This is a genomic window from Oscillatoria sp. FACHB-1406, assembly GCF_014698145.1.
Lineage (GTDB): Bacteria > Cyanobacteriota > Cyanobacteriia > Cyanobacteriales > Spirulinaceae > FACHB-1406.
In genome coordinates this window covers 51635-71499 of the sequence record NZ_JACJSM010000029.1, presented here as the reverse complement: position 1 = coordinate 71499, position 19865 = coordinate 51635, and the positions used below count along the sequence as shown (strand labels likewise).

17 protein-coding genes are annotated in these 19865 nt (G+C 48.7%); 8 read left to right on the top strand and 9 right to left on the bottom strand.

Translation table 11 applies throughout. The features are described from left to right. Nucleotides 1-88: helix-turn-helix domain-containing protein (locus H6G50_RS21535; RefSeq protein WP_190719289.1), on the bottom strand; the 88-nt coding region annotated here is incomplete at its 3' end. A 199-nt stretch (nt 89-287) separates the two neighbouring features. Between H6G50_RS21535 and H6G50_RS21530 the strand changes: the two genes are divergently transcribed. From H6G50_RS21530 to H6G50_RS21515, 4 genes are all read left to right on the top strand, one after another. Then, nucleotides 288-926, top strand: a complete 639-nt coding sequence (locus tag H6G50_RS21530) for a transaldolase family protein (RefSeq protein WP_190721207.1) — start codon at nt 288-290, stop codon at nt 924-926. A 35-nt stretch (nt 927-961) separates the two neighbouring features. Next, a complete protein-coding gene (locus H6G50_RS21525) occupies nt 962-1837 on the top strand; it encodes an NAD(P)-dependent oxidoreductase (RefSeq protein ID WP_190721205.1) in 876 nt (291 codons plus the stop codon). Between the two features lie 479 nt (nt 1838-2316). Beyond that, nucleotides 2317-2955 carry a hypothetical protein gene (locus tag H6G50_RS21520; RefSeq protein WP_190721203.1) on the top strand — a complete coding sequence of 213 codons (639 nt, stop codon included), beginning with the start codon at nt 2317-2319 and terminating at the stop codon, nt 2953-2955. Between the two features lie 11 nt (nt 2956-2966). Beyond that, on the top strand, nt 2967-3224 hold the full coding sequence (locus H6G50_RS21515; protein ID WP_190721201.1) for a hypothetical protein: 258 nt from the start codon (nt 2967-2969) through the stop codon (nt 3222-3224). 18 nt (nt 3225-3242) lie between these two features. Here the strand turns inward: H6G50_RS21515 and H6G50_RS21510 are convergent, their stop codons facing one another. From H6G50_RS21510 to H6G50_RS21500, 3 genes are all read right to left on the bottom strand, one after another. Next, a complete protein-coding gene (locus H6G50_RS21510) occupies nt 3243-4526 on the bottom strand; it encodes a dihydroorotase (RefSeq protein WP_190721199.1) in 1284 nt (427 codons plus the stop codon). 61 nt (nt 4527-4587) lie between these two features. Further along, nucleotides 4588-5037: a hypothetical protein gene (locus H6G50_RS21505; protein WP_190721196.1), complete on the bottom strand. Its 450-nt coding sequence runs from the start codon at nt 5035-5037 to the stop codon at nt 4588-4590. A gap of 233 nt (nt 5038-5270) precedes the next feature. Then, on the bottom strand, nt 5271-5903 hold the full coding sequence (locus H6G50_RS21500; protein ID WP_190721194.1) for a DUF938 domain-containing protein: 633 nt from the start codon (nt 5901-5903) through the stop codon (nt 5271-5273). A gap of 208 nt (nt 5904-6111) precedes the next feature. Here H6G50_RS21500 and hemL point away from each other — a divergent pair, with 208 nt between their 5' ends. Next, on the top strand, nt 6112-7413 hold the full coding sequence (hemL, locus tag H6G50_RS21495) for a glutamate-1-semialdehyde 2,1-aminomutase (RefSeq protein WP_190721192.1): 1302 nt from the start codon (nt 6112-6114) through the stop codon (nt 7411-7413). Nucleotides 7414-7769: 356 nt separating this feature from the next. Here the strand turns inward: hemL and H6G50_RS21490 are convergent, their stop codons facing one another. Next, entirely contained in the window at nt 7770-8966 is a 1197-nt protein-coding gene (locus tag H6G50_RS21490; protein WP_206756590.1) for an AAA family ATPase, read from the bottom strand. A gap of 350 nt (nt 8967-9316) precedes the next feature. Here H6G50_RS21490 and H6G50_RS21485 point away from each other — a divergent pair, with 350 nt between their 5' ends. Together H6G50_RS21485 and H6G50_RS21480 are read left to right on the top strand one after the other, a co-directional pair. Next, complete coding sequence (locus tag H6G50_RS21485; protein WP_190721188.1) at nt 9317-10189, top strand: NF038130 family PEP-CTERM protein; 873 nt, start codon at nt 9317-9319, stop codon at nt 10187-10189. 172 nt (nt 10190-10361) lie between these two features. Further along, nucleotides 10362-13019 carry a CHAT domain-containing protein gene (locus H6G50_RS21480; RefSeq protein WP_190721186.1) on the top strand — a complete coding sequence of 886 codons (2658 nt, stop codon included), beginning with the start codon at nt 10362-10364 and terminating at the stop codon, nt 13017-13019. Between the two features lie 233 nt (nt 13020-13252). On the opposite strand, the gene H6G50_RS24300 is transcribed toward H6G50_RS21480, so the two are convergent. The 4 genes from H6G50_RS24300 to H6G50_RS21460 all read right to left on the bottom strand — a co-directional run bounded on the left by H6G50_RS24300 (nt 13253) and on the right by H6G50_RS21460 (nt 18484). Beyond that, nucleotides 13253-14110, bottom strand: coding sequence for a DUF4231 domain-containing protein (locus H6G50_RS24300; protein ID WP_190721184.1), 858 nt, complete (start codon nt 14108-14110; stop codon nt 13253-13255). A gap of 309 nt (nt 14111-14419) precedes the next feature. After that, the gene (locus H6G50_RS21470) at nt 14420-14872 is read right to left on the bottom strand and encodes a cupin domain-containing protein (protein ID WP_190721182.1); all 453 of its coding nucleotides are present in this window, start codon (nt 14870-14872) and stop codon (nt 14420-14422) included. 206 nt (nt 14873-15078) lie between these two features. After that, complete coding sequence (locus H6G50_RS21465) at nt 15079-15561, bottom strand: SET domain-containing protein-lysine N-methyltransferase (RefSeq protein WP_190721180.1); 483 nt, start codon at nt 15559-15561, stop codon at nt 15079-15081. Between the two features lie 265 nt (nt 15562-15826). After that, nucleotides 15827-18484, bottom strand: coding sequence for a TIGR03960 family B12-binding radical SAM protein (locus tag H6G50_RS21460; RefSeq protein ID WP_190721172.1), 2658 nt, complete (start codon nt 18482-18484; stop codon nt 15827-15829). Nucleotides 18485-18784: 300 nt separating this feature from the next. Here H6G50_RS21460 and H6G50_RS21455 point away from each other — a divergent pair, with 300 nt between their 5' ends. Continuing rightward, entirely contained in the window at nt 18785-19756 is a 972-nt protein-coding gene (locus H6G50_RS21455; protein WP_190721171.1) for a Uma2 family endonuclease, read from the top strand. Nucleotides 19757-19865 lie beyond the last annotated feature (109 nt).

The window sequence follows — 19865 nt, the reverse complement described above, 5'->3', positions numbered from 1 at the left end:
AGACGAGCCGTACACAGCCCATTGTCCGTCGCAAGAGTGATTCTTGCTCGGTGGTAGGATAGAAACGGTAGCGATAGGCTTTATCCATCCTCACATTATAGTATTAATTCTGTGATGGCGTTAAACTTTTAAGCTCGAGCCGTCCTAGAAGGACGGGGTTTCTACCCAATTTTTCGATGAATTATGAAGGGTGAGGGGGTGACGGGGTGACGGGGTGACGGGGTGACGGGGTGACGGGATGATGGGGTTAAAATCTACTCACTATTTATTATTCACTATTCACTAAAATGACGCTTCTCCTCGACTCAGCCTCCCTTCAAGAAGCCCAAACGATTCAAACTTGGAAATGGGTTAAAGGGATTACCACCAACCCGACGATCTTAGCTAAAAGTTCGCTGCCCCCTCGCGAAACGTTACAAGAACTCGCTCGCATCAGTCCGGGGGAACTTTATTATCAACTCACTGCCAGCGAGTTTGAAGCGATGTTAGCAGAAGGAAAGCTAGCTTACGAGCTTATTGGCGAAAAAACCGTTCTCAAAATTCCCGCTACAACCGTCGGTTTTCAGGTTGTCGCTGCCCTTTCCCCCAGCATTCCCTGTTCTGTCACGGCGATCTACAGCGCGGCTCAAGCTGCCGTGGCGCGGGAAGCGGGGGCGAAGTATGCTATTGCATATGTTAATCGAGCGACGCGCTTGCTGGGTGATGGAATGAAGTTAGTTCGAGAGATGGCGGCGGTTCTCGAGGGAAGCGGGGTTGAAATTTTAGCGGCGAGTCTTAAGTCTCCGGAGGAGGCGGCGGGTGCGTTACTCGCGGGCGCGCATCACCTCACATTACCGTTTGAGGTACTGAAAGCCCTGACGGTTCACGAACTCTCCGAGCAAACAGTTGAGGAGTTCGATCGCAACGGTTGCGGTATTTTAGATTGAGTTTCAGTATTGAAAACTCATCTTAATTGAGGTCTATGAAAAAATTGCTGGTGACGGGCGCAAGTGGCTTTTTAGGCTGGACTCTCTGTCAGGTGGCGCGTTCCGAGTGGGAGGTGTGGGGGACTTATCACTCTCATACGATCGAAATTCCCGGTTGCCTTGCGGTTAGTATCGATTTGACCGATGGGGAGGCGTTGGCGGGTTTGTTTGCCGAAATTCGACCGGATGCGGTTATTCACGCCGCCGCGCGATCGAAGCCGAATGACTGCCAAATGCACCCGGAGGAGTCTTACTCGGCTAATGTCACGGCTTCGGAAGCGATCGCGCAATGTTGTGCTAATGCAGATATTCCTTGCGCTTTTACGTCTACCGATCTCGTCTTCGACGGTGCGAACCCTCCCTACCGAGAAAGCGATCGCGTTTGTCCGGCGAATCTCTACGGCGAGCAAAAGGCGATCGCGGAAGAACGAATGTTACAAATCTATCCCCGCACTGCTGTCTGTCGTTTGCCCTTGATGTTTGGAGTACCTTCACCCCACGCCGATAGTTTCATTCAAGGCTTTATTCACTCGCTGCGAACCGGAAGTGCGATCGATTTATTTGTCGATGAGTACCGCACGCCAATTAGCGCGACAACCGCAGCCCGAGGGTTGCTTTTAGCCTTAGAACGGGCGGAAGGGCGCTTGCATTTAGGCGGAGGCGAACGAATTTCTCGTTACGATTTTGGCATCCTCATGGCAGAAGTGTTAGAGTTGCCCGCCGAACTGATTCGAGCTTGTCGGCAAAAAGATGTACCGATGGCCGCTCCCCGACCGGCTGATGTATCTTTAGATAGCGCCAAAGCTGTTGCCCTCGGCTACGAGCAGCCTCCATTGCGCCAAGAACTCGAACGATTAAAGGGGCAGATTTAGCTAAATCGCGATCTCGTCGTGTTTTGTTCGATTGACGAACGCGCTTCAGTAGTTTTAGCGAAGAAAAATTTTGGTTTTTGCATTATTCTCAAACCGAGCGAAAGCTGTAAAAAATGGTCGAGTTTGCCCGATAACCTTGAAAAAAGCTTAAAATTACTTAATTTTAGTTCGCAAATCTTTTAGGTTTTTAAGGTAGGCTTGCCCGTTTTAAAGAGCGCCGTTTTACGACCGCGTACATTAAGAATTGAAACGCCTAAATTATCTTAAGCTGAGTTTTTAATTAACAGGGCTTATGTTTAAACGGTATTTTTACAAAACTTAATGTTAGCGGCAATAGCTCGTAGTAAACCGAGGATATGCGCTACCTATCGATTGGGTCAGTGGGTACTCTACTCGCGACCTTCTTATTAACTGCACCACCGACCAAAGCCTTCACCCTCACTCTGGATCCTCGCTTATGCGCAAATCCGAGCGATTGTATGAATAACGATTACCGGGGTTCGACGGCTGAGTTAGATTTTAATTTTTCCGATACGCTTGAGGGGGTGAAACTCGAAATGGCGATCGCTAACAGGACGGCTCGAGATTTGGGATCGGCGTTAGTGGGCGTGGGTTTCGACCTGCCCGATTTCGTCAAGTCCTTCAAATACGATCGCGGCACTAGCACTTACGGACAAGTTTATCGAAATGCTGCGCTGCCTCCTTTTTCGTGGACTTTCGATCTCGGCGTGCGATCGCGCAATATGCAACCTTCGGGAAATCCGGAGGATAACACTTTTGCGGGCGGCAATCCCATAGCCGGTTTATTGCCGGGACAAACCACAAAAATTTCTTGGTTTGTTAATGCAGGCGACCTCAATGCTCGCGCTCTGGAAGACTATATGTATCGAGCTTACCTCAATCAAAACCTCAGAGCAGCCGGTCGTTTCGAGCAAGTTGGTTCCCAAGGACAAGGCAAAGATCGAGTTTTAGGAGTTATTAAGTTCGTCCAACCCCCTCAAGAGGTTCCCGAACCGGGAGGCTGGCTGGGTTTGACTGCGATTTCAGCAGCAATTGCTTTATATGGGGGCAGGGGAGGGCGCAAGAAGGCGAAGCTTGTTCGATGTTCTCAAAGGTGAAGGGATGCAGATTGATAAATTCAAGGCTGAGGGATTGCCGCGTATATTTCGCGATCGCTACCGTTGGCATTTTAGGAACCGTTGTTTTTGCGATTGCCCGCTCTATTCTTTCCAACTTTTCTTATTACGAACTCAGTTGCTCGAAAGGCAACGACCTCTACCGACGCAAGTTTAGCAATCGCGCTTTAGTGGATGCGGCTTCTCGACAGCAGCAATTACGAGGTTGGCATTGCTCGATAGCAAAGCGATCGACATTTCTGATTCCTTAATTTAAAAGTTGAATAGGGCTAATTTAACGCTGTCAGATTGCGATCGCTCGTTCGCGTCCAAGATTGCAAAACGCGCCCTTTAACTTCCTGTCCCAGCCAATAGGCATTCTGACTTTTCGATTTTAAATGAGCTTCATCGGCCTGCCAAGTTGCCTCTGGGTCGAATAAAATCAATTCTGCTGCGTCCCCAACGTTTAAACTTTGAGGTTGTTGTCCCAGGCAGCGCAAGGGTTCGACGCTTAAACTGCGCCAGAGTTCTAACGCCGTCCATTCTCCGGAGGCGACAAACTTTTGCCACAGAAGCGGTAAAGCGAATTCTAACCCGATCGCGCCGGGAGGGGTTTCGCTGAAGGGGACGGTTTTTTCTTCGTAGGTATAGGGGGCGTGGTCGATCGCGATCGCGTCGATTATCCCCGCTTTCACGCCCGCCACTAAAGCTTCTCGGTCTTCCGGGTTGCCCAAGGGCGGAGCGAGGCGTAAATTAGGATCGTAGCTGCAAACATCTTCGGTATCGAGCAGCAGGTGCATCCACGTCGTACTGGCGGTAATCGGCAGTCCGCGAGCTTTGCCCTCTGCAACGGCTTCGACTCCTCTGGCGGTGGAAATCCGCATGAGGTGAACGGGAGCGGGCGTAACGGCTAAAATTTCGATTAAGGATGCGATCGCGGCAGTTTCGGAAATTGCCGCATCTCCGGGCAAACCCGCGCGAATCGACTGTTTGCCCTCCCGCATTACCCCATTTCCCCGCAACGTTTTATCGAGGGCAACCAAAGCGATCGGTTGATTCAAAGGGGCGAGATACTCGAAAATGCGACGCAACAAGCCTAAATTGGCGATCGGCAAACCATCGGCAAAACCGATAACGCCCGCCGCCGCTAACTCCGCCAACTCCGTCATTTGTTTCCCTTCTAAATTTTGCGTCATCGCTCCCCAGAAAGCGAAATGGGGTGCGCTGGGACAGGTTCGACGAATCCATTCTAAGGTGGCGGGATTGTCGAGGGGCGGGTGGCTATTGGGTAATAGTGTCAGTCGGGTAAAACCTCCGGCTAACGCCGCCGCTGCCAGACTTTCGAGCGTTTCTCGTTCCTCGCGCCCGGGTTCGTTATTAGCACTGTAAAGATCTACCAATCCCGGCGCGAGGATTTTTCCTTGACAGTTGATGACTTTTATGCTGTCAGATAGATCGGAAATTTCGGGCGCGATCGCTTGAATTTTCCCTTGCGCGATCGCAACATCAACAACCCGGTCGCTGCCAGCCACCGGGTCTAAGATTCTGACCTGTCGTAGAAGTTCGCCATTCATTAAGCAATTATTGTAGCGGTTCTGCGCTTCCAATTGTCCCAGAAGCGGAAAAATCGCCGGATTAACAACGGGGTATCAATTGCTGGTTCGAGGTTTGGAAGGGTTGAGTCAACATTTGCCAAAAAGAGCGCCCTCTTTTGGCTTGGGGCTTGAGAGCGCGATTGAAGTTAGCATAAGCCTTGCGATGCTGTTCGAGTTCTCGCAGCACGACTCCCCGGAACAGATAAATGCTTTGCAAGTCATATTCGCTGTTGCGATCGCTGCTCCGATAACTTGCGTATTTCAACGCGCTCTCCAAAGACATCAGTGCCGCGCTGTAATCATCCAAATGCGTTAGGGCTGCTGCCTGCAAAACCCACGTATCGCAATCATCAGGCTGAAGTTGCAACGCTTTGCCAAATTCCATCAGTGCCTCTTGATAAAAACCTGCCTCAAAAAATCTTTTTCCTTTTTCTACCCAATTTGCGGTTTCGTTAAGAGACATTACGGTTGGAATTGCCATGTAAGTCATTGCTCTAACTGGTTTTTCAAGTAAAGGGGACTGAGATTAGGTATAAGTATATACCTAAAAAGGCATAGGCATAATTTTTTCAAGAAAATTAAATATTTTTTTTAAAAAACTTAAGTAAAAATCGCGGGGTGTGAGTGGAGCGTTGTTTGACTGCCCCTAGTGAAATCCTCACTGTCTCCCAAGAGCAGCAATCCGAACCCCGGATCGAACTATAAGCTTAAAGTCAACCCTCCTTAGCTAGTAATTTTTCGGAAGATCGCAGAGAGATTATTTGCGGGCATTTCGACAACCTCCAAAAGTTGGAGATTGCAAGCTCGCGCGACCTGCACCACCTCATCGAGATCGCGCACGCCCCAGGCTGCATTTTGGGAACGCAGCATCGCATCGAAACTGGCATTACTCGCGGCGGTATGTACTCCGTCCCGCTTAAAAGGGCCATAAAGATAGAGAATGCCATCGGCTCCCAGAAGGCGTTCTGCGCCTGCCATCAGCCCCAAAGTACAAGCCCAAGGCGAAATGTGAATCATGTTAATATTTGCGATCGCGCAAATCTCGAGTGTCGGGTTCGCTTCCACCCCCCAAACCGCCTCTCGCACATCCAAAGCGATCGGCGCTTCCAGATTCTCCGCCCCCGACTCCTCGCGCCAAGCCTCAATGCTAGCGAGGTTGAGCGCATCGACATCCGAAGGCAGCCAGCGCCGGGGGGATAAACGCGGCGCAAAAAAAGCTGCGTGTTCTCCGGTGCCGCTGGCAATTTCCAGGATCGTGCCAGTAGGGGGGAGAACCCGCTGAAGTATAGCGAGGATGGGTTCGCGGTTGCGTAGCGTAGCGGGGGCGTATTGTTTGCGATCGCGATTTGGGGTCATCGTTGAAATCTAGAGAAGAACTAACCCCAAGAAACTCGGCTCCTGCCAAAAAGTCAAATGCAGGGCAAATCCTTAACCTGCATCAGAACCCCTCGTGCTATATCGTAAATGAAGGAAGATGCCTTAAAATAAATCGCCATTTTCTTTAAAATTTTAAAGATTGCGAGAAGCACTTATTTGAGCCTTGTTGTGACTTAAGGAGAAAACTTTGGTAACTCAAACTTCATTAAAAACCAGCCGTTCGGAAGAAATCTTTGCAGCCGCCCAGAAACTCATGCCGGGAGGAGTCAGTTCTCCCGTGCGCGCCTTTAAATCCGTCGGCGGCAACCCCATCGTCTTCGATCGCGTCAGCGGCGCTTATGTTTGGGATGTAGACGGCAACCAATACATCGATTACGTCGGCAGTTGGGGGCCAGCCATCTGCGGACACGCCCACCCCGAAGTCCTCGCCGCCCTCCACGAAGCCCTCGACAAAGGCACCAGTTTCGGCGCGCCCTGCGCCCTCGAAAACGTCCTCGCCGAAATGGTGATCGATGCCGTCCCTAGCGTCGAAATGGTACGCTTTGTCAACTCCGGCACCGAAGCTTGCATGGCAGTTCTGCGCTTGATGCGCGCCTTCACCGGACGCGAAAAAGTCATTAAATTCTCCGGCTGCTACCACGGACACGCCGATATGTTCCTCGTCCAAGCCGGTTCCGGGGTTGCTACCCTCGGCTTACCCGACTCCCCCGGCGTACCTAAATCCGTTACCGCCAGCACCCTCACCGCCCCCTACAACGATCTCGAAGCCGTTAAAGCCCTCTTTGCCGAAAATCCGGGCGAAATCGCTGGAGTCATCCTCGAGCCCGTTGTCGGCAACTCCGGTTTTATTCCCCCCGATGCTGGTTTCTTGGAAGGGTTGCGTCTGATTACCCGCGAAAATAACGCCCTTCTCGTCTTCGATGAAGTAATGACGGGGTTCCGCATTGCCTACGGCGGCGCTCAAGAAAAATTCGGCGTTACCCCGGACTTAACTACAATGGGTAAAGTCATCGGCGGCGGGTTGCCCGTCGGTGCTTACGGCGGACGCAAGGATATTATGTCGATGGTTGCACCAGCCGGCCCGATGTACCAAGCGGGGACGCTTTCGGGGAATCCTTTAGCGATGACGGCGGGGATTAAAACCCTGGAATTGTTGCAAAAACCGGGAACTTACGAACAACTCGATCGCATCACCAAAAAACTCGCAGAAGGAATGTTAAACATTGCTAAGGAAACCGGTCATGCAGCGTGCGGCGGTTCGATTAGTGCGATGTTTGGCTTCTTTTTTACTTCCGGGCCGGTGCATAATTACGAGGATGCGAAAAAGTCCGATCTCGCCAAATTCGGACGCTTCCATCGCGCCATGTTAGAGCGCGGAATTTACCTCGCCCCTTCGCAATTTGAAGCTGGGTTTACTTCCCTTGCCCACACCGATGAGGATATCGAAAAAACCTTGGCGGCAGCCCGAGAAGTGATGGCAAGTTTGTAATACCAGTTCTCATTGATTTTGCACTGTTCCGCAGAACTAGGGCAGAGCATTGCTCTGCCCCTACAGATAAAATTTAGTGCATCAGGATTGGGAATGGGTATAGCGTTTTTCGTTTGCGTGAGGTACAGTTCCAAAAATCAAATCGGTAGGGGCAAATGGTATTCGCCCGCTCGGTGTACCTCACCCATGTGAAAACTGCTATATAAGGTTGAGAAAGATAGTTTGAAAGCCCGGTTTCTTTTAAGGAGCCGGGTTTTTACGAATCGTTGCAAAGCGTCATCAACTTTGAAATCGTCGGAGAAATTACTGTTAATGAAACGGCTCAAAGTTAGGAGGAGTTGGATACTTTAACATCTTTAAAGAAAATACTGTACTAATTGCTCGTGGGTTGGGATATCAATGGGAAGAAAAGTTTTCAGATCGTTCTTGGACGGTTTTGGTAAAGCTGCTAAACGGTTGCACTGAAGAGCAACACAACGATCGAAAATATTTCTCACGAATCGACCATTTCCCAGTTCTCCAATTCGATCTTCAAACTGCTTTACTAATTCTTGCACGACTTCCAGAGTCTTGTCTGAAAGCAGATAACCATGCTGTTTGCACCTAACTTTAAAAATCTCTGTTAACTCAAAAGTAGAATAATCTTCAAAGTTAATTGTCCTGGAAAACCTAGACTTTAGTCCAGGGTTGGAAGCAATGAAACGAGACATCTCGCCTTTATATCCTGCAACAATAACGACTAAATCTTCTCGATTATCTTCCATCATTTTTAAGAGCGTATTAATTGCCTCTTGTCCGTACAGATCTCCGCGTCCATCTGGAACAAGAGAATAGGCTTCATCGACAAAAAGGACACCCCCTAAAGCGGAGTTAACTACCTTTGCTGTTTTAGGTGCAGTTTGTCCTAAATATTCTGCCACAAGATCCGTCCGATCTACTTCAACAAAATGACCTTTTGACAAGACTCCAATATCTTTATAAATCTCACCTAATATTCTCGCTACAGTTGTCTTACCCGTGCCAGGATTTCCGGTGAATACAAGGTGTCTAGTGATGGCAGGAGCTTTTATACCTGCTTGAACCTGCATTCGGGATACTTTTGCAATATTGACCAACTCTTGAACGGTAGACTTGACCGCACTTAATCCGGTAAGTGAATGAAGTCGATCTAGAGACTTCTGAAGCCGATCGCCGATCGCTTCCCGTTCATTACTAGACATCTCCGAAAATCCACCTACAACCCTTGATTTGCCGTCAGAAATCGGCGGTTTCTGGAGATACTTACGATCGATATCGGGCTTCTTATCAATGACTTGGCAGACTTCTGCTGCCCACTCACTTCCAATTTGTTTGACATGAGAACCCAATAAATTTCGGGCTGTTTTAATCGCAGCTTCTTTTGATGGAGCTTCAGCAAAAAATAAGCAATCAAGTGATAGCTGCTTTTCAGGCTTTTCTAGAAAGGTATAAGCATCATCCATGCTGTTCCAGGCAACCCACAGCCAAGAACCATCAAATGCACAGACGCTAAAGACAGGGGAACCCCACACCATACAATAGATCTGCCTACATAACAAAAAAAGGTCAGTTACATCTTAGCCCCAAAGTTAGTGGAGTGCTTACGATTATTTTATTTACGGTTGTAGAAAAAAAATGAGTGATTTGAATGGGATATAATCTCCGTAGAATCGGGGTTGTGGAGTTCTGCCCCGCCCGATCGCATCCTTCGAGAGTCATGCAGTTTAAACTCTATCAAATCTTCATCAAAATCTACACGAAAACTTTACCTATTTCCCCTGTACGCCTGCCTTAATTGAAAGTAGGTCGAGCGTTCGGTCTCGGCAATTCTTATGCAAGCTGCTACCCTAACAACCTATTCTGCAAACTTAAGGACGTATTTAAGATGAATAAAACTCTTTCAACCTTGGTACTGAGCGCTTCCTTTGCTGTCGGAGCGGGCGCGATCGCACAAGCCCCTGCTTCAGCTTATACCATCAACGGTACTGACTACTTGCTCTACGATGTTAACGGTTCCTCGCAAACCTACGTCAATCCTAACGCTAACGTCAACAAGTTGCTCGAAGGTAACAGCGCCAGTCCCGGCGGTAACATCGAACTGTTTGCCAGCAGCGAGACGACCTCTTTAGCTGCCTTCAAAGCCTCCGACGCGCGCACCAGCATCGTTGGCACTTACGCCGGTAAAAACCTCACCCTCAGCAGTTTAACGGCAAAAGATTGGTTTGGCGATTCCCTCAACACCAGTTACGGTCAGAATAACTTCGCGAACAAATGGTTCAATGCTTTTTATGATGCTGCGGGTTTAGCTAGTAGCTTCGGTAATACACTAGCGAAGCGCGGTATTGCTTACACCGCTTTCCTCGGTGCAAATCTGTTCCAAGCTACCAGCGACCCGAACATTTCCTATATTACTGATAACGGCAGCGATCTCTTAATCGGTTTGGCCGGTCACTACGATCTAAAAGCTTACTATCAAACTAAATTAGGCCCTTTGGCGAATCTGATTAAAAACGGATTCCAAGCGAGCGAAGTGGTTAAAGTTCAGTATGGCGATGTCAGCGATCTCCTCTACAGCTTCAGCGCCACGAATAGCGGTTTAACTGAGAAAACGGATCGTAGTTCTCACAGCGGTAACTACGAAGTTTCGCTCAAAGGTGTCGTTCCTCCTAAATCCGTTCCCGAACCTTCTTTAATGCTTGGTTTAGCGGCTGTAGGTGGCATGGTTGCTGCTTCTAAGCGCAAAGCCGCTCAAAAATAAATCTAAGTCTAATTCTCGAGCCTGAATTAAGCTAATTGTAGAAAAGTTATCGCGATGGGGAAGCCGAAAGGCTTCCTTTTTAAATTGACTTCGGGAGAAAATTCTTGGGTTTTGCGTCAGGACACTTGCGAGTCGATACGATGGGCATTATCGAGGGAACGAGGAATTAACTATGAAATTGGGTAAGGGAAACGTTCGCATCGCTTTCTTGCTGGGCGTTCTGCTTTTTTCTCCGGCAGTTGGGGCGGCGAACTTGCAGCGCGAACCTCGAGAACCTCTGCTTGTGGCTGCGGCTTCGACATCGGCAAATTCTACCTTTCAAGCGGGGATGGAACTGTATCGCGGCGGAACGATCGCGGCGTGGCAGGGTGCGATCGCGCGTTGGACTGAAGCCTTAGAACAGGCGAAAAAAGATGGCGATCGCGAAACCGAAGCCCTTACCCTAACCTGGTTGGGAAATGCGAACAGCAACTTAAAAGATTTACCGACAGCGGCAGAGGTTTACAGCCAAGCGCTGAAAATCTACCGAGAAACGAGCGATCGCCATTCCCAAGCTAGCACCCTTATGTCCCTGGGCAGCATTCATGCAACGCGCGGCGAGTACCAAAAAGCCTTTGAGACGAACGAAGAAGCGCTGAAACTTTGGCAAGCCGTTCAATATAAAACCGGAGAAGCGGCAACGCTGAATAATATCGCTCTGATTTACGGCGATTTGGGCGATTTTAATACCGCTCTCGACTATCATCAGCGAGCCTTAAAGTTAATTGAGAATGCAGGGAATTCTCTCAATGTGGCGGCAACGTTAAATAATATCGGACGCAGCTATTCTGATTCGGGGAAAACCACAGAAGCGCTCGCCACCTACAATCGAGCGTTATCCCTATGGCAAGAAGGGAAAAATGTTAAGGGGCAAGCCAGCACGCTGAATAATATTGGCTATCTTTACGCCAGCGCTAAAAACTGGGCGAAAGCGCGGGAGTATTACCAGCAGGCGTTTCCGTTGTGGCAACAATTGCAGGATAAGGGCGGGGAAGCGAGTACGCTGACGAATATCGGGTATGTGGAGGCGAATGCAGGCAACCGCGATCGCGCCCTGGAAGCGTACAATCGCGCTATACCGTTGCGCCAAGCGAGCGGCGATCGCGCGAAGGAAGCCCTCACCCGCTATCGTCTGGCGGCACTGCGCCGGGATTTGGGCAATTTTACGGAAGCGAAGGGGGAAATTGAAGCCGCGATCGCGATTATCGAAGATTTACGAACCAATATTTCTCGTTCCGATTTGCGCGCCAGTTTCTTTGCTTCCAAACAGGACTATTACGAACTTTATATCGATCTGCTAATGCAGCAGCATAAGCGGGATAAAAGCGCCGGTTACGATAAACTCGCGCTGCAAACCAGCGAACGCGCCCGCGCCCGCACGTTACTCGATGTGCTGCAAGAAGCCCGAGCCGATATTCGCCAGGGAGTCGATCCCAAGTTACGCGATCGCGAGCGGCAATTGCAACAACAACTCAGCGCCGCCGAAGAACAACGCTTCAAACTAGCGAACGCTGGCGCGCCCCAAGAACAAATCGATACCCTCAGTCGCGAACTCGAAACCCTAATTGAGCGGTATCGAAACTTGCAAGCCGAAATTCGTACCCGCAGTCCGCGTTACGCCGCCCTTACCCAGCCCGAACCCCTCGGACTCGAGCCAATTCAGCAACAAGTTCTCGACGATCGCACTGTTTTATTGGAATATTATCTCGGAGCGGAACGCAGCTATCTATGGATGGTGACGCGCGACGGACTCGCCAGCTACGAATTGCCGGGGCGCGCCGAGATTGAAAAAGCCGCTAAAACTTATCTCAGTCTCCTTAAAAATCCCGCCCAGCGCCGCCGCACCGAACAGGTAGAAGAAGCTCGTTCCGCCCTCAGTCAAGTCTTATTATCGCCCGTGCGAGAGCAACTCAAAGGGGAACGATTGCTGATTGTTGGCGATGGTATCTTACAATACCTTCCCTTCGCCTCCCTATCCGTCAATGGCAATACGCCGCTGATTGCCGACTTTGAAGTGATTACCTTGCCGTCTGCCTCTACCCTAGCAATCTTGCGCGGCGAACAAGCCGGACGCAAGTCAGGAACGAGAGCTTTAGCCATTTTTGCCGATCCCGTCTTCGCCCCGGAAGACGAACGAATGCCGAAATCCGCTGCTTTCTCGCAAGTATTGCCGATGGAGTTGCAGGAGTCTGTACGCGCGAGTGGCATTCTTTTATCGCGCTTGCCCTTCACCAAACAAGAAGCCGATAATATCCTTGCGTTTGTGCCATCCGATCTTGCCACCGAAGCGATCGGATTTAGTGCCAACCGCAACCTTGCCATCAGCGATAATTTGAGCCAGTATCGCATCATTCACTTTGCCACCCACGGCCTCGCAAACAGCAAAAATCCCGAATTATCGGGGTTAGTGTTGTCTCTGTTTAACAATAAAGGCGCGCCACAAAACGGTTTTTTGCGAATGCACGAACTGTTTAACCTCAATCTGCCTGCGGATTTAGTCGTTCTCAGCGCTTGCCAAACCGGGTTAGGCGAACAAATTCGCGGCGAAGGAATTATTGGCTTGACAAGAGGGTTTATGTATGCAGGGGCAGCGCGAGTGGTAGCGAGTTTGTGGAATGTGGACGATCGCGGCACTTCGGAGTTAATGACCCGATTCTACCGCCATATGTTGCAAGAGGATCAAACGCCCGCCGCTGCCCTGCGAGCCGCGCAGTTAGAAATGTCAAAAACTGAGGAGTGGCGATCGCCTTTTTATTGGGCGGGTTTTACGTTGCAGGGAGAATGGGATTAATTTGTAATTCGTAATTCGTAATTCGTAGTTCGTAATTCGTAATTCGTAATTCGTAATTCATGCCTAATGTGCATTAGAAGCCGAAAATCCCATTTTACTGTTCTTTCTCCCCTCTCCTCAATTTTGGGAGAGGGGCCGGGGGTGAGGGCAGTTAATGCTTTCGGATAATTCAGATCGGACGTAATTCACCACTTGGAGAGCGATCGAAGATAGAGTATAACCGACTCGGAGCTCTACGAGTTATTTTGGAGATATTCGCTAGAGGGGGTTTCGTCCTTTTGTTTGGCAAATTCGGGATCGCTGCTGCCCTGAACTTGTTTGAGGTGAATTTTATTCACCTGCGTAATAAAACTTTCAACAGATTCCTGAACTTTGCGTTTCCGTTGAGCCTCATCGGGCAGATCGAAAAATCGGTAAGCTGAGGTTACGCCCAAGATAAACTTTTCTTGTTCGGCTTCGAGCAACTCGACAGCAGTGTTAGCAGCAACCCAGTTTTCTTGGAGGGGGAAGGAGGTTGATAAACTGGTGACAATGGCAGCGATCGCGGGAAAAATCACGGGCAACCATTTAATCCAAGATACATTAATATCAACCTTGTCGAGCAACACTAAAATCGGTGTAACTCCCGATAAGACAATGGTTGAAATTTGGAAAACGTAATAAAGCGTTCGAGATTGCAAGCGGACAGTTTTGTAGTCGTCGATCAACTCCTGACAATATTGAATCGCGCGTTGCAGCATAATATCGCTCGACTCGTCGGCGATGGTGTTGCCGAACAAAACACTATATAGTCTAGCTTTGCGGAGATTGTCTTTTTGTTTTTCATTGCGTCGGGAATCGTTGAACAGTCGTCGATTGAGGAACAGGAACAAGCATATGATGATGATTGAGACGACGCTATAGACGACAATTTCCTTCCGCTCGGCGAACAGGAATATAACCGCGCCAGCAATGACACACGCTGAAACTAAAAAGATATTGATAACGCCAAATATTAATGGGTTTTTCGGCTCTAGCAAAGCGACTGATTCTAGGGATGAGGAGAGTCGAGTCGCCTCTGCGGGCGGGGCATCGTCGGTCGAATAAGTCATAGGTTGTATTGTGAATTGAAGATTCAGTCGGATTTCACGAGCAAATTGGGTGCAAGCTCGAGCAATATCTCGCTCGGAATCCCAGTCAAATTGTACCCGAGTTCGCTCCTCGATTAAAGCTTGCCCATCGCGATACTGCTCTTACTACAACTTTAAGACTGATGCTGTGATTTGAGCAGTTAATGGGGGTGATGTAGCGATCGCATCCTTCACCCAATTCCGTCTCATCCAAAACCTATCTAACCCACCTGTCGCATAGGTAAACTACTTTTTGGTGTGGGGAATGTGGGATTCATTATTCATTATTCCTTATTCATTTATAAGCGTTAACCGCTCTATCAATTCTGCGTACTCTGGATACTCACTTTTGAGCTTAACTCGTTCAGCAATTTCAAACTGCTCGAAGACAAATGCTGGCGCGCAAGCCACAGAACCGAAGGCATATTCTAGCCCTTCTGGTAATTCTGCTGCCTGCCAACAATTGATAGGAACCGAGATAACGGGTTCTTCACCTTTTTCCAAATCGACTCCCAATCTCCGGGTTGAAAGTTTTCCGGAAGCATCGATGATATGAAGAATGAGACTGCCTTGGTGGATGTACCAAATTTCCTCATTATTGAAGACGCGGTGAAAGGCTGAAATTGCCTTCGGCAGCAGTAACCAATGCCCGGAAGTTCTGTACTCATCTCGATGCGTTTCAACGAACTTAAGACCTTCGGGATGGTCGTACCAATCGTAAGCATTTAGGATTTTATTTAACACGAGCTTATGGATGTTCTCTTAGCAGAGGTTCGATATCGAAAACATTTAGGCAAGCATCAGCCAGTTTACCGGACTCTAACGCCCTCAATAAATCAGCTTCAATCAGGTAAGGATAGCCTGGGTTAGAAATGGCAACTTTGCTATTTTAAGCAAAAAATTCTTGGATATTAACCGAAATAGATTGAGCATTGATTTGGAAAAGGCTTTTAAACGGCGACTTTTCTCCGGATGAAAGAAGACAGCCTATAGTGGGTTAAAACATCAAGCGGTAGATGGGCTGCTCCTTGAATATATCCTAAACAATTTTTACTTTGACAGTTACAACGAAAAGCGCGCTCCATCGACCATTCTGTCGAGGGGTAAAAGAACTTTAATTCTTCGCCTATTTCTATTTTCTTGAGAGCGCTCAAAGTCAATTTCTCAGTATCGAAAAAAACATTAGGCTCGCAACCGTGATTAATATATTGCAGAAACTCGGGGGAGAGCATAATGTGTTCCCTCTCACCGATCTGGACGGTTAAATAGTTAGGCTGAGGAAGAATTTCTTGATGCCCAAAATCGGTAATAACCTGTCCTTTCTCAAGCTCAACAGTTGCACGGAGAAGTTTGTTTTGAGTAATTAAACATTCGCCAACCTCGGCAAAGGGTGAAACGATGGAGTATTGGGTAGATGCTTTATTTTTACTCATCACCTGATGGTTTAAACGACAAAAAGCCCTGTTTTAGGAAGCTTTTAAGAAAGCGCGATCGCAATTCGGAAAGTTGAACCCCAACGGGATTCACGATCGCAGCTTTACAGGATATAGCGACCTTATTTTACCCAATTTGGTGTTTAATGTAAAATTACACCTGCTAGAGGCGGATTGTGCAGTGCGAGATCGCCGCGCGCACCCTCGCTAACTTGCTCTTTCTTTTACAAGTTGCGTTATATACGATTCAAACTGAGTTCATCGATTAAACCAGCGTAGGGACTGGAGAATGACTCGATAAAATCAACTTTTCTCGGTGCGAGTGGATTAATTCTAGTTCTTGCCCGGAAACTCGTTCTAACATATAGATTAAATGCTCCGGTTGAAGCACGGTTCCGTCATTTTGGCAACTGCCAAGATAGTGCAGTTGGGCTTCTTTTTCAATCACCGAAACGACTTCTAAATCGAACAGCCGATCTCGTAAATTAACTTGCTGCTTTTTCCCCGATTTGGTGGTCTTCTCGAACTCAATTTCGGCGCTATTTTGCACGGCTTCTACCCAATCTTTGAGGGCTTCTGCCGTCGTTCCTTCCGGGAGTAAGACGGTTAAAAGATATTCAGCTTTCTCTAATAATTTATTCGCAGAAGGCGAGGAAATGGTAACTTCTTCGATGCTGTAGAGGGGAATATCGGGCGGTAATGCCGCAGCTAAGCGCTCGCGAAATTCCTCCCTTTCCATCGTTTCTCGCAACTCAAAATCCACCACTTCGCCGCTACTCGTCATTCCTAAAGAAAGTGCGCTGGCGATGGAGATTCGCGGTCCAGGATGGAAACCGTTGGTATAGGCGATGGGGATAGAAGCTCGACGTACCGCGCGATCGAAGAGTCGCACTAAATCCAAATGGCTCAGCAGGCGCAGTTGTCCTAGCTTACCAAAGTATACTCGAAAACGTTGCACCTTTTCGCCGTTGCTTTGAAACTGTCCTGCAAACGCAGGAATCGGCGGCGGTTCGTAGACTACATTTTGCCCGAAGTCCACGCCACAAATGCCGCAGAGGGAGCAACCTTCAAAAGCACAATCGGGAACCGTCGTTTCCTCGAGAGCTTTTTGTAAGTCGCCCTTGAGCCAGTTTTTATCGATGCCGGTGTTGATATGATCCCAAGGCAAGCGGGCGTTCAAGCGTTCGTCCCAACTGTACTGCGGGCGCTTGCGCTTGGAATCGAGACGTTCGTTGCTCGCATCCATGACGTTCCATTCGCCCTCCTCAATTTGGCGGTATTTCCAACTGAGGCCGGAATCCGCGATCGCGCTTTCCCAAGCCCCAAAAGCTCGATCCAAGCTCTCCATCCACGCATCCATCCCCGCGCCCAACTCCCAAGCGCGCCGTACTACTGCCGCCAATCTGCGATCGCCGCGTCCCAAAAAGTCTTCCATCGCCGAAATTCGCACGTCGGTAAAATTCGCCTTCACGCCGCGCAGTTTATAAAACTCTTCCCGCAATAATTTCTGCTTTCTTAAAAACTCTGCCGTCGAAACAGAATGCCATTGAAACGGCGTATGCGGTTTGGGCGTAAAGTTGGAAATCGTCACGGTAAAATTCAACCGTTTGCGCCCTTCCATCGCGCATTCCCGTCGCAACCAACGCAGCGTTTCAGCAATCCCTAAAATATCGGCATCGGTTTCTCCCGGTAAACCGATCATAAAGTAAAGTTTGACCTTATCCCAACCCTGTTCTACGGCTGTTTTTATGCCGCGCAATAACTCTTCGTTGGTTAAACCTTTATTAATAACATCCCGCAGCCGTTGCGTTCCGGCTTCCGGCGCAAAGGTTAAACTCGGCTGTCGCGTGCCGCCTAAAATATTAGCAATATTTTCATCAAAACGATCGACGCGCTGACTGGGTAAAGAAAGGGAAATATTCTCATCCTTGAGGCGGTTTTTAATCTCCATTCCTACGGCAGGGAGGGAGAGGTAATCGGAACAACTTAAGGAGAGTAAAGAAAACTCATTAAATCCTGTCGCGCGCATTCCCTTTTCAATCGCATCCACCACTTGTTCCGGTTCGACATCGCGCGCGGGACGAGTTAACATTCCCGGTTGGCAAAACCGACAACCGCGCGTACAACCGCGACGAATTTCTACCGTCAAGCGATCGTGAACGGTTTCAATATAAGGCACTAAACCGATAGAATATTGGGGCTGAGGTGCGGCAACGCGACGAAGAATGCGCGGCGGTACATCATCGCGATTGGGATGAACGGAACCATCTTCCGCCATGTCGTAGAATTGGGGAACGTATACGCCGGGAACTTGCGCGAGATTGAGGAGAAGCTGTTCCCGCGTCCAATTTTCATCCTTTCCTTTTTCGATAACTTCCCCAATTTCTGGGAGTAAATCTTCGCCGTCACCCAGCGCGAAAAAGTCGAGGAAATCGGCGTAAGGTTCGGGGTTAGAAGTCGCGGTTTGTCCGCCTGCAAAAATGAGGGGAAAATTGTTATTTTCGTTAGCTTGAAGATTTCTTTCTTGCCAAGTTAAAGGAATTCCTGCCAAACTCAGCATTTCCAAAATATTCGTCGCGCCGAGTTCGTAACTGAGGCTAAAACCGAGGATATCAAAATCGGTGAGGGGGCAGCGAGATTCGAGGGCAAAAAGCGGCGTTTGCGTGTCGCGCAGTTTTTGGGCAAAGTCGGGGGCGGGCAAATAAGCGCGATCGCACAATTGACTTGACTTTGAGTTCAAAATGTTGTATAGGATAATATGCCCTAAATTGGAAGCGCCCACCTCATACACTTCCGGATAGGTCAACACCCAACGCACCTTAGCACTTTCCCAAGGCTTATGCACCGCACCGAGTTCGTTCCCCAAGTAGCGGGCAGGTTTAAAAATATCGGGCGTTAGAAGTTCTTCGATCGCAATTGCCATGACACTACCCTCTCGCTAATTCAACCGCGCTCTCTACTATAGCGAACCGAGGGCGATTTTGTCGGCATAGCTGCACTGTTAATGATTTTATGAGGAATTCTTTTGACTCAGATTCATCGAGGAAGGAGTTAAAGAGTATCGGCTTTCTCTAATAATTTACAACTCATGTGCCAGTACGGGGACTTTGCAGTCGGATAAAAATTTTCTCGATTTAAAAGCCGATGAAAAATTAAAATTCCTCACCACTTGGAAGTCAGCCTGCTAAACTCAAAGAAAAGGAAAGAAGCGGGGTATCCTCAAATGCTAAAATCGGACATTCAGAATCTCCCTAGCAGCGACGAACTGCCCTGTTCGGACGAAACTCCCGTGGATAACGAAGAACAAAACTTTATTCCCAACTTCTTGCTATTTCTTCTCGAATATATTTGGGGAAACCGTCAGGATTGGTTTTTTGGCGTGGATATGGCGGTTTACCATACCACGGGAGAAAATCCCAAAGTTCCTGTCATTCCCGATGGTTTCCTCAGCGTGAATGTCGAACGGCGCAAAGGCGGAAAATCGCGCGATAGCTATGTCGTGTGGGAAGAAAATAACGTTCCAATCCTCGCCATCGAAGTCGTCTCCAAAACGCCGGGGGGAGAATACGACAGCAAAGAAAAAATCTACGCTCAGTTAGGGGTGCTGTACTACGTTGTCTACAATCCCCGACAATTCGGACGCGGCGATCCTCGGAAATTGGAAGTGTATAAATTAATTAACGGAAAATATAGCTGGCAGGTACAAGAACCCGTTTGGATGCCAGAAATTGGCTTAGGAATCGGTAGGGGGATTCGCAACTATGGGGGAGTGAGAAGAGAAGTTTTATACTGGTTTGATGAAGAAGGAAAGCGCTATATCGGCACGGAAGAAGCCGAACAGAAGATAAGGGCGCAATTGTCAGAGACGCGCCAAGAATTGGAGATTGCGCGGCAACGGACGGAATTAGAACGGCAGCAGGCAGAATTAGCGCGGCGACAGGCGGAATTAGAACGGCAATTGCGCGAACAAGAACAACAGCAACGCGCGTTCGCACAACAACAAGCCGAACAGGAACGACAACAAGCTGAATCCGCGCAACAACAAGCCGAACAGGAGCGACAACGAGCCGAATCCGCACAACAACAAGCCGAACAGGAGCGACAACGAGCCGAACAACTGGAACGAGAATTAGAACGTTATCGCCAGCAATTCGGACAATTACACGATCGCAACGCTACAAATCATGACGATTGACTAATATTTTAAGGCTGGGGAGGTATAAACGGCAGATTCAGAGTTGGAAAAAAAGCGAATGGTGAGTAAGCGTGCATTCTAAACGGAATACAAACCAATCGAAATAGGT

Excerpts from the sequence above, each read along its gene's own strand:
- H6G50_RS24300 (WP_190721184.1), bottom strand. The coding sequence starts at position 14,110 with ATGACTTATTCGACCGACGATGCCCCGCCCGCAGAGGCGACTCGACTC.
- H6G50_RS21520 (WP_190721203.1), top strand. The coding sequence starts at position 2,317 with ATGAATAACGATTACCGGGGTTCGACGGCTGAGTTAGATTTTAATTTT.
- H6G50_RS21500 (WP_190721194.1), bottom strand. The coding sequence starts at position 5,903 with ATGACCCCAAATCGCGATCGCAAACAATACGCCCCCGCTACGCTACGC.
- H6G50_RS21510 (WP_190721199.1), bottom strand. The coding sequence starts at position 4,526 with ATGAATGGCGAACTTCTACGACAGGTCAGAATCTTAGACCCGGTGGCT.
- H6G50_RS21460 (WP_190721172.1), bottom strand. The coding sequence starts at position 18,484 with ATGGCAATTGCGATCGAAGAACTTCTAACGCCCGATATTTTTAAACCT.
- H6G50_RS21480 (WP_190721186.1), top strand. The coding sequence starts at position 10,362 with ATGAAATTGGGTAAGGGAAACGTTCGCATCGCTTTCTTGCTGGGCGTT.
- H6G50_RS21465 (WP_190721180.1), bottom strand. The coding sequence starts at position 15,561 with ATGAGTAAAAATAAAGCATCTACCCAATACTCCATCGTTTCACCCTTT.
- H6G50_RS21525 (WP_190721205.1), top strand. The coding sequence starts at position 962 with ATGAAAAAATTGCTGGTGACGGGCGCAAGTGGCTTTTTAGGCTGGACT.
- H6G50_RS21530 (WP_190721207.1), top strand. The coding sequence starts at position 288 with ATGACGCTTCTCCTCGACTCAGCCTCCCTTCAAGAAGCCCAAACGATT.
- H6G50_RS21485 (WP_190721188.1), top strand. The coding sequence starts at position 9,317 with ATGAATAAAACTCTTTCAACCTTGGTACTGAGCGCTTCCTTTGCTGTC.
- H6G50_RS21505 (WP_190721196.1), bottom strand. The coding sequence starts at position 5,037 with ATGACTTACATGGCAATTCCAACCGTAATGTCTCTTAACGAAACCGCA.
- H6G50_RS21490 (WP_206756590.1), bottom strand. The coding sequence starts at position 8,966 with ATGGTGTGGGGTTCCCCTGTCTTTAGCGTCTGTGCATTTGATGGTTCT.
- H6G50_RS21455 (WP_190721171.1), top strand. The coding sequence starts at position 18,785 with ATGCTAAAATCGGACATTCAGAATCTCCCTAGCAGCGACGAACTGCCC.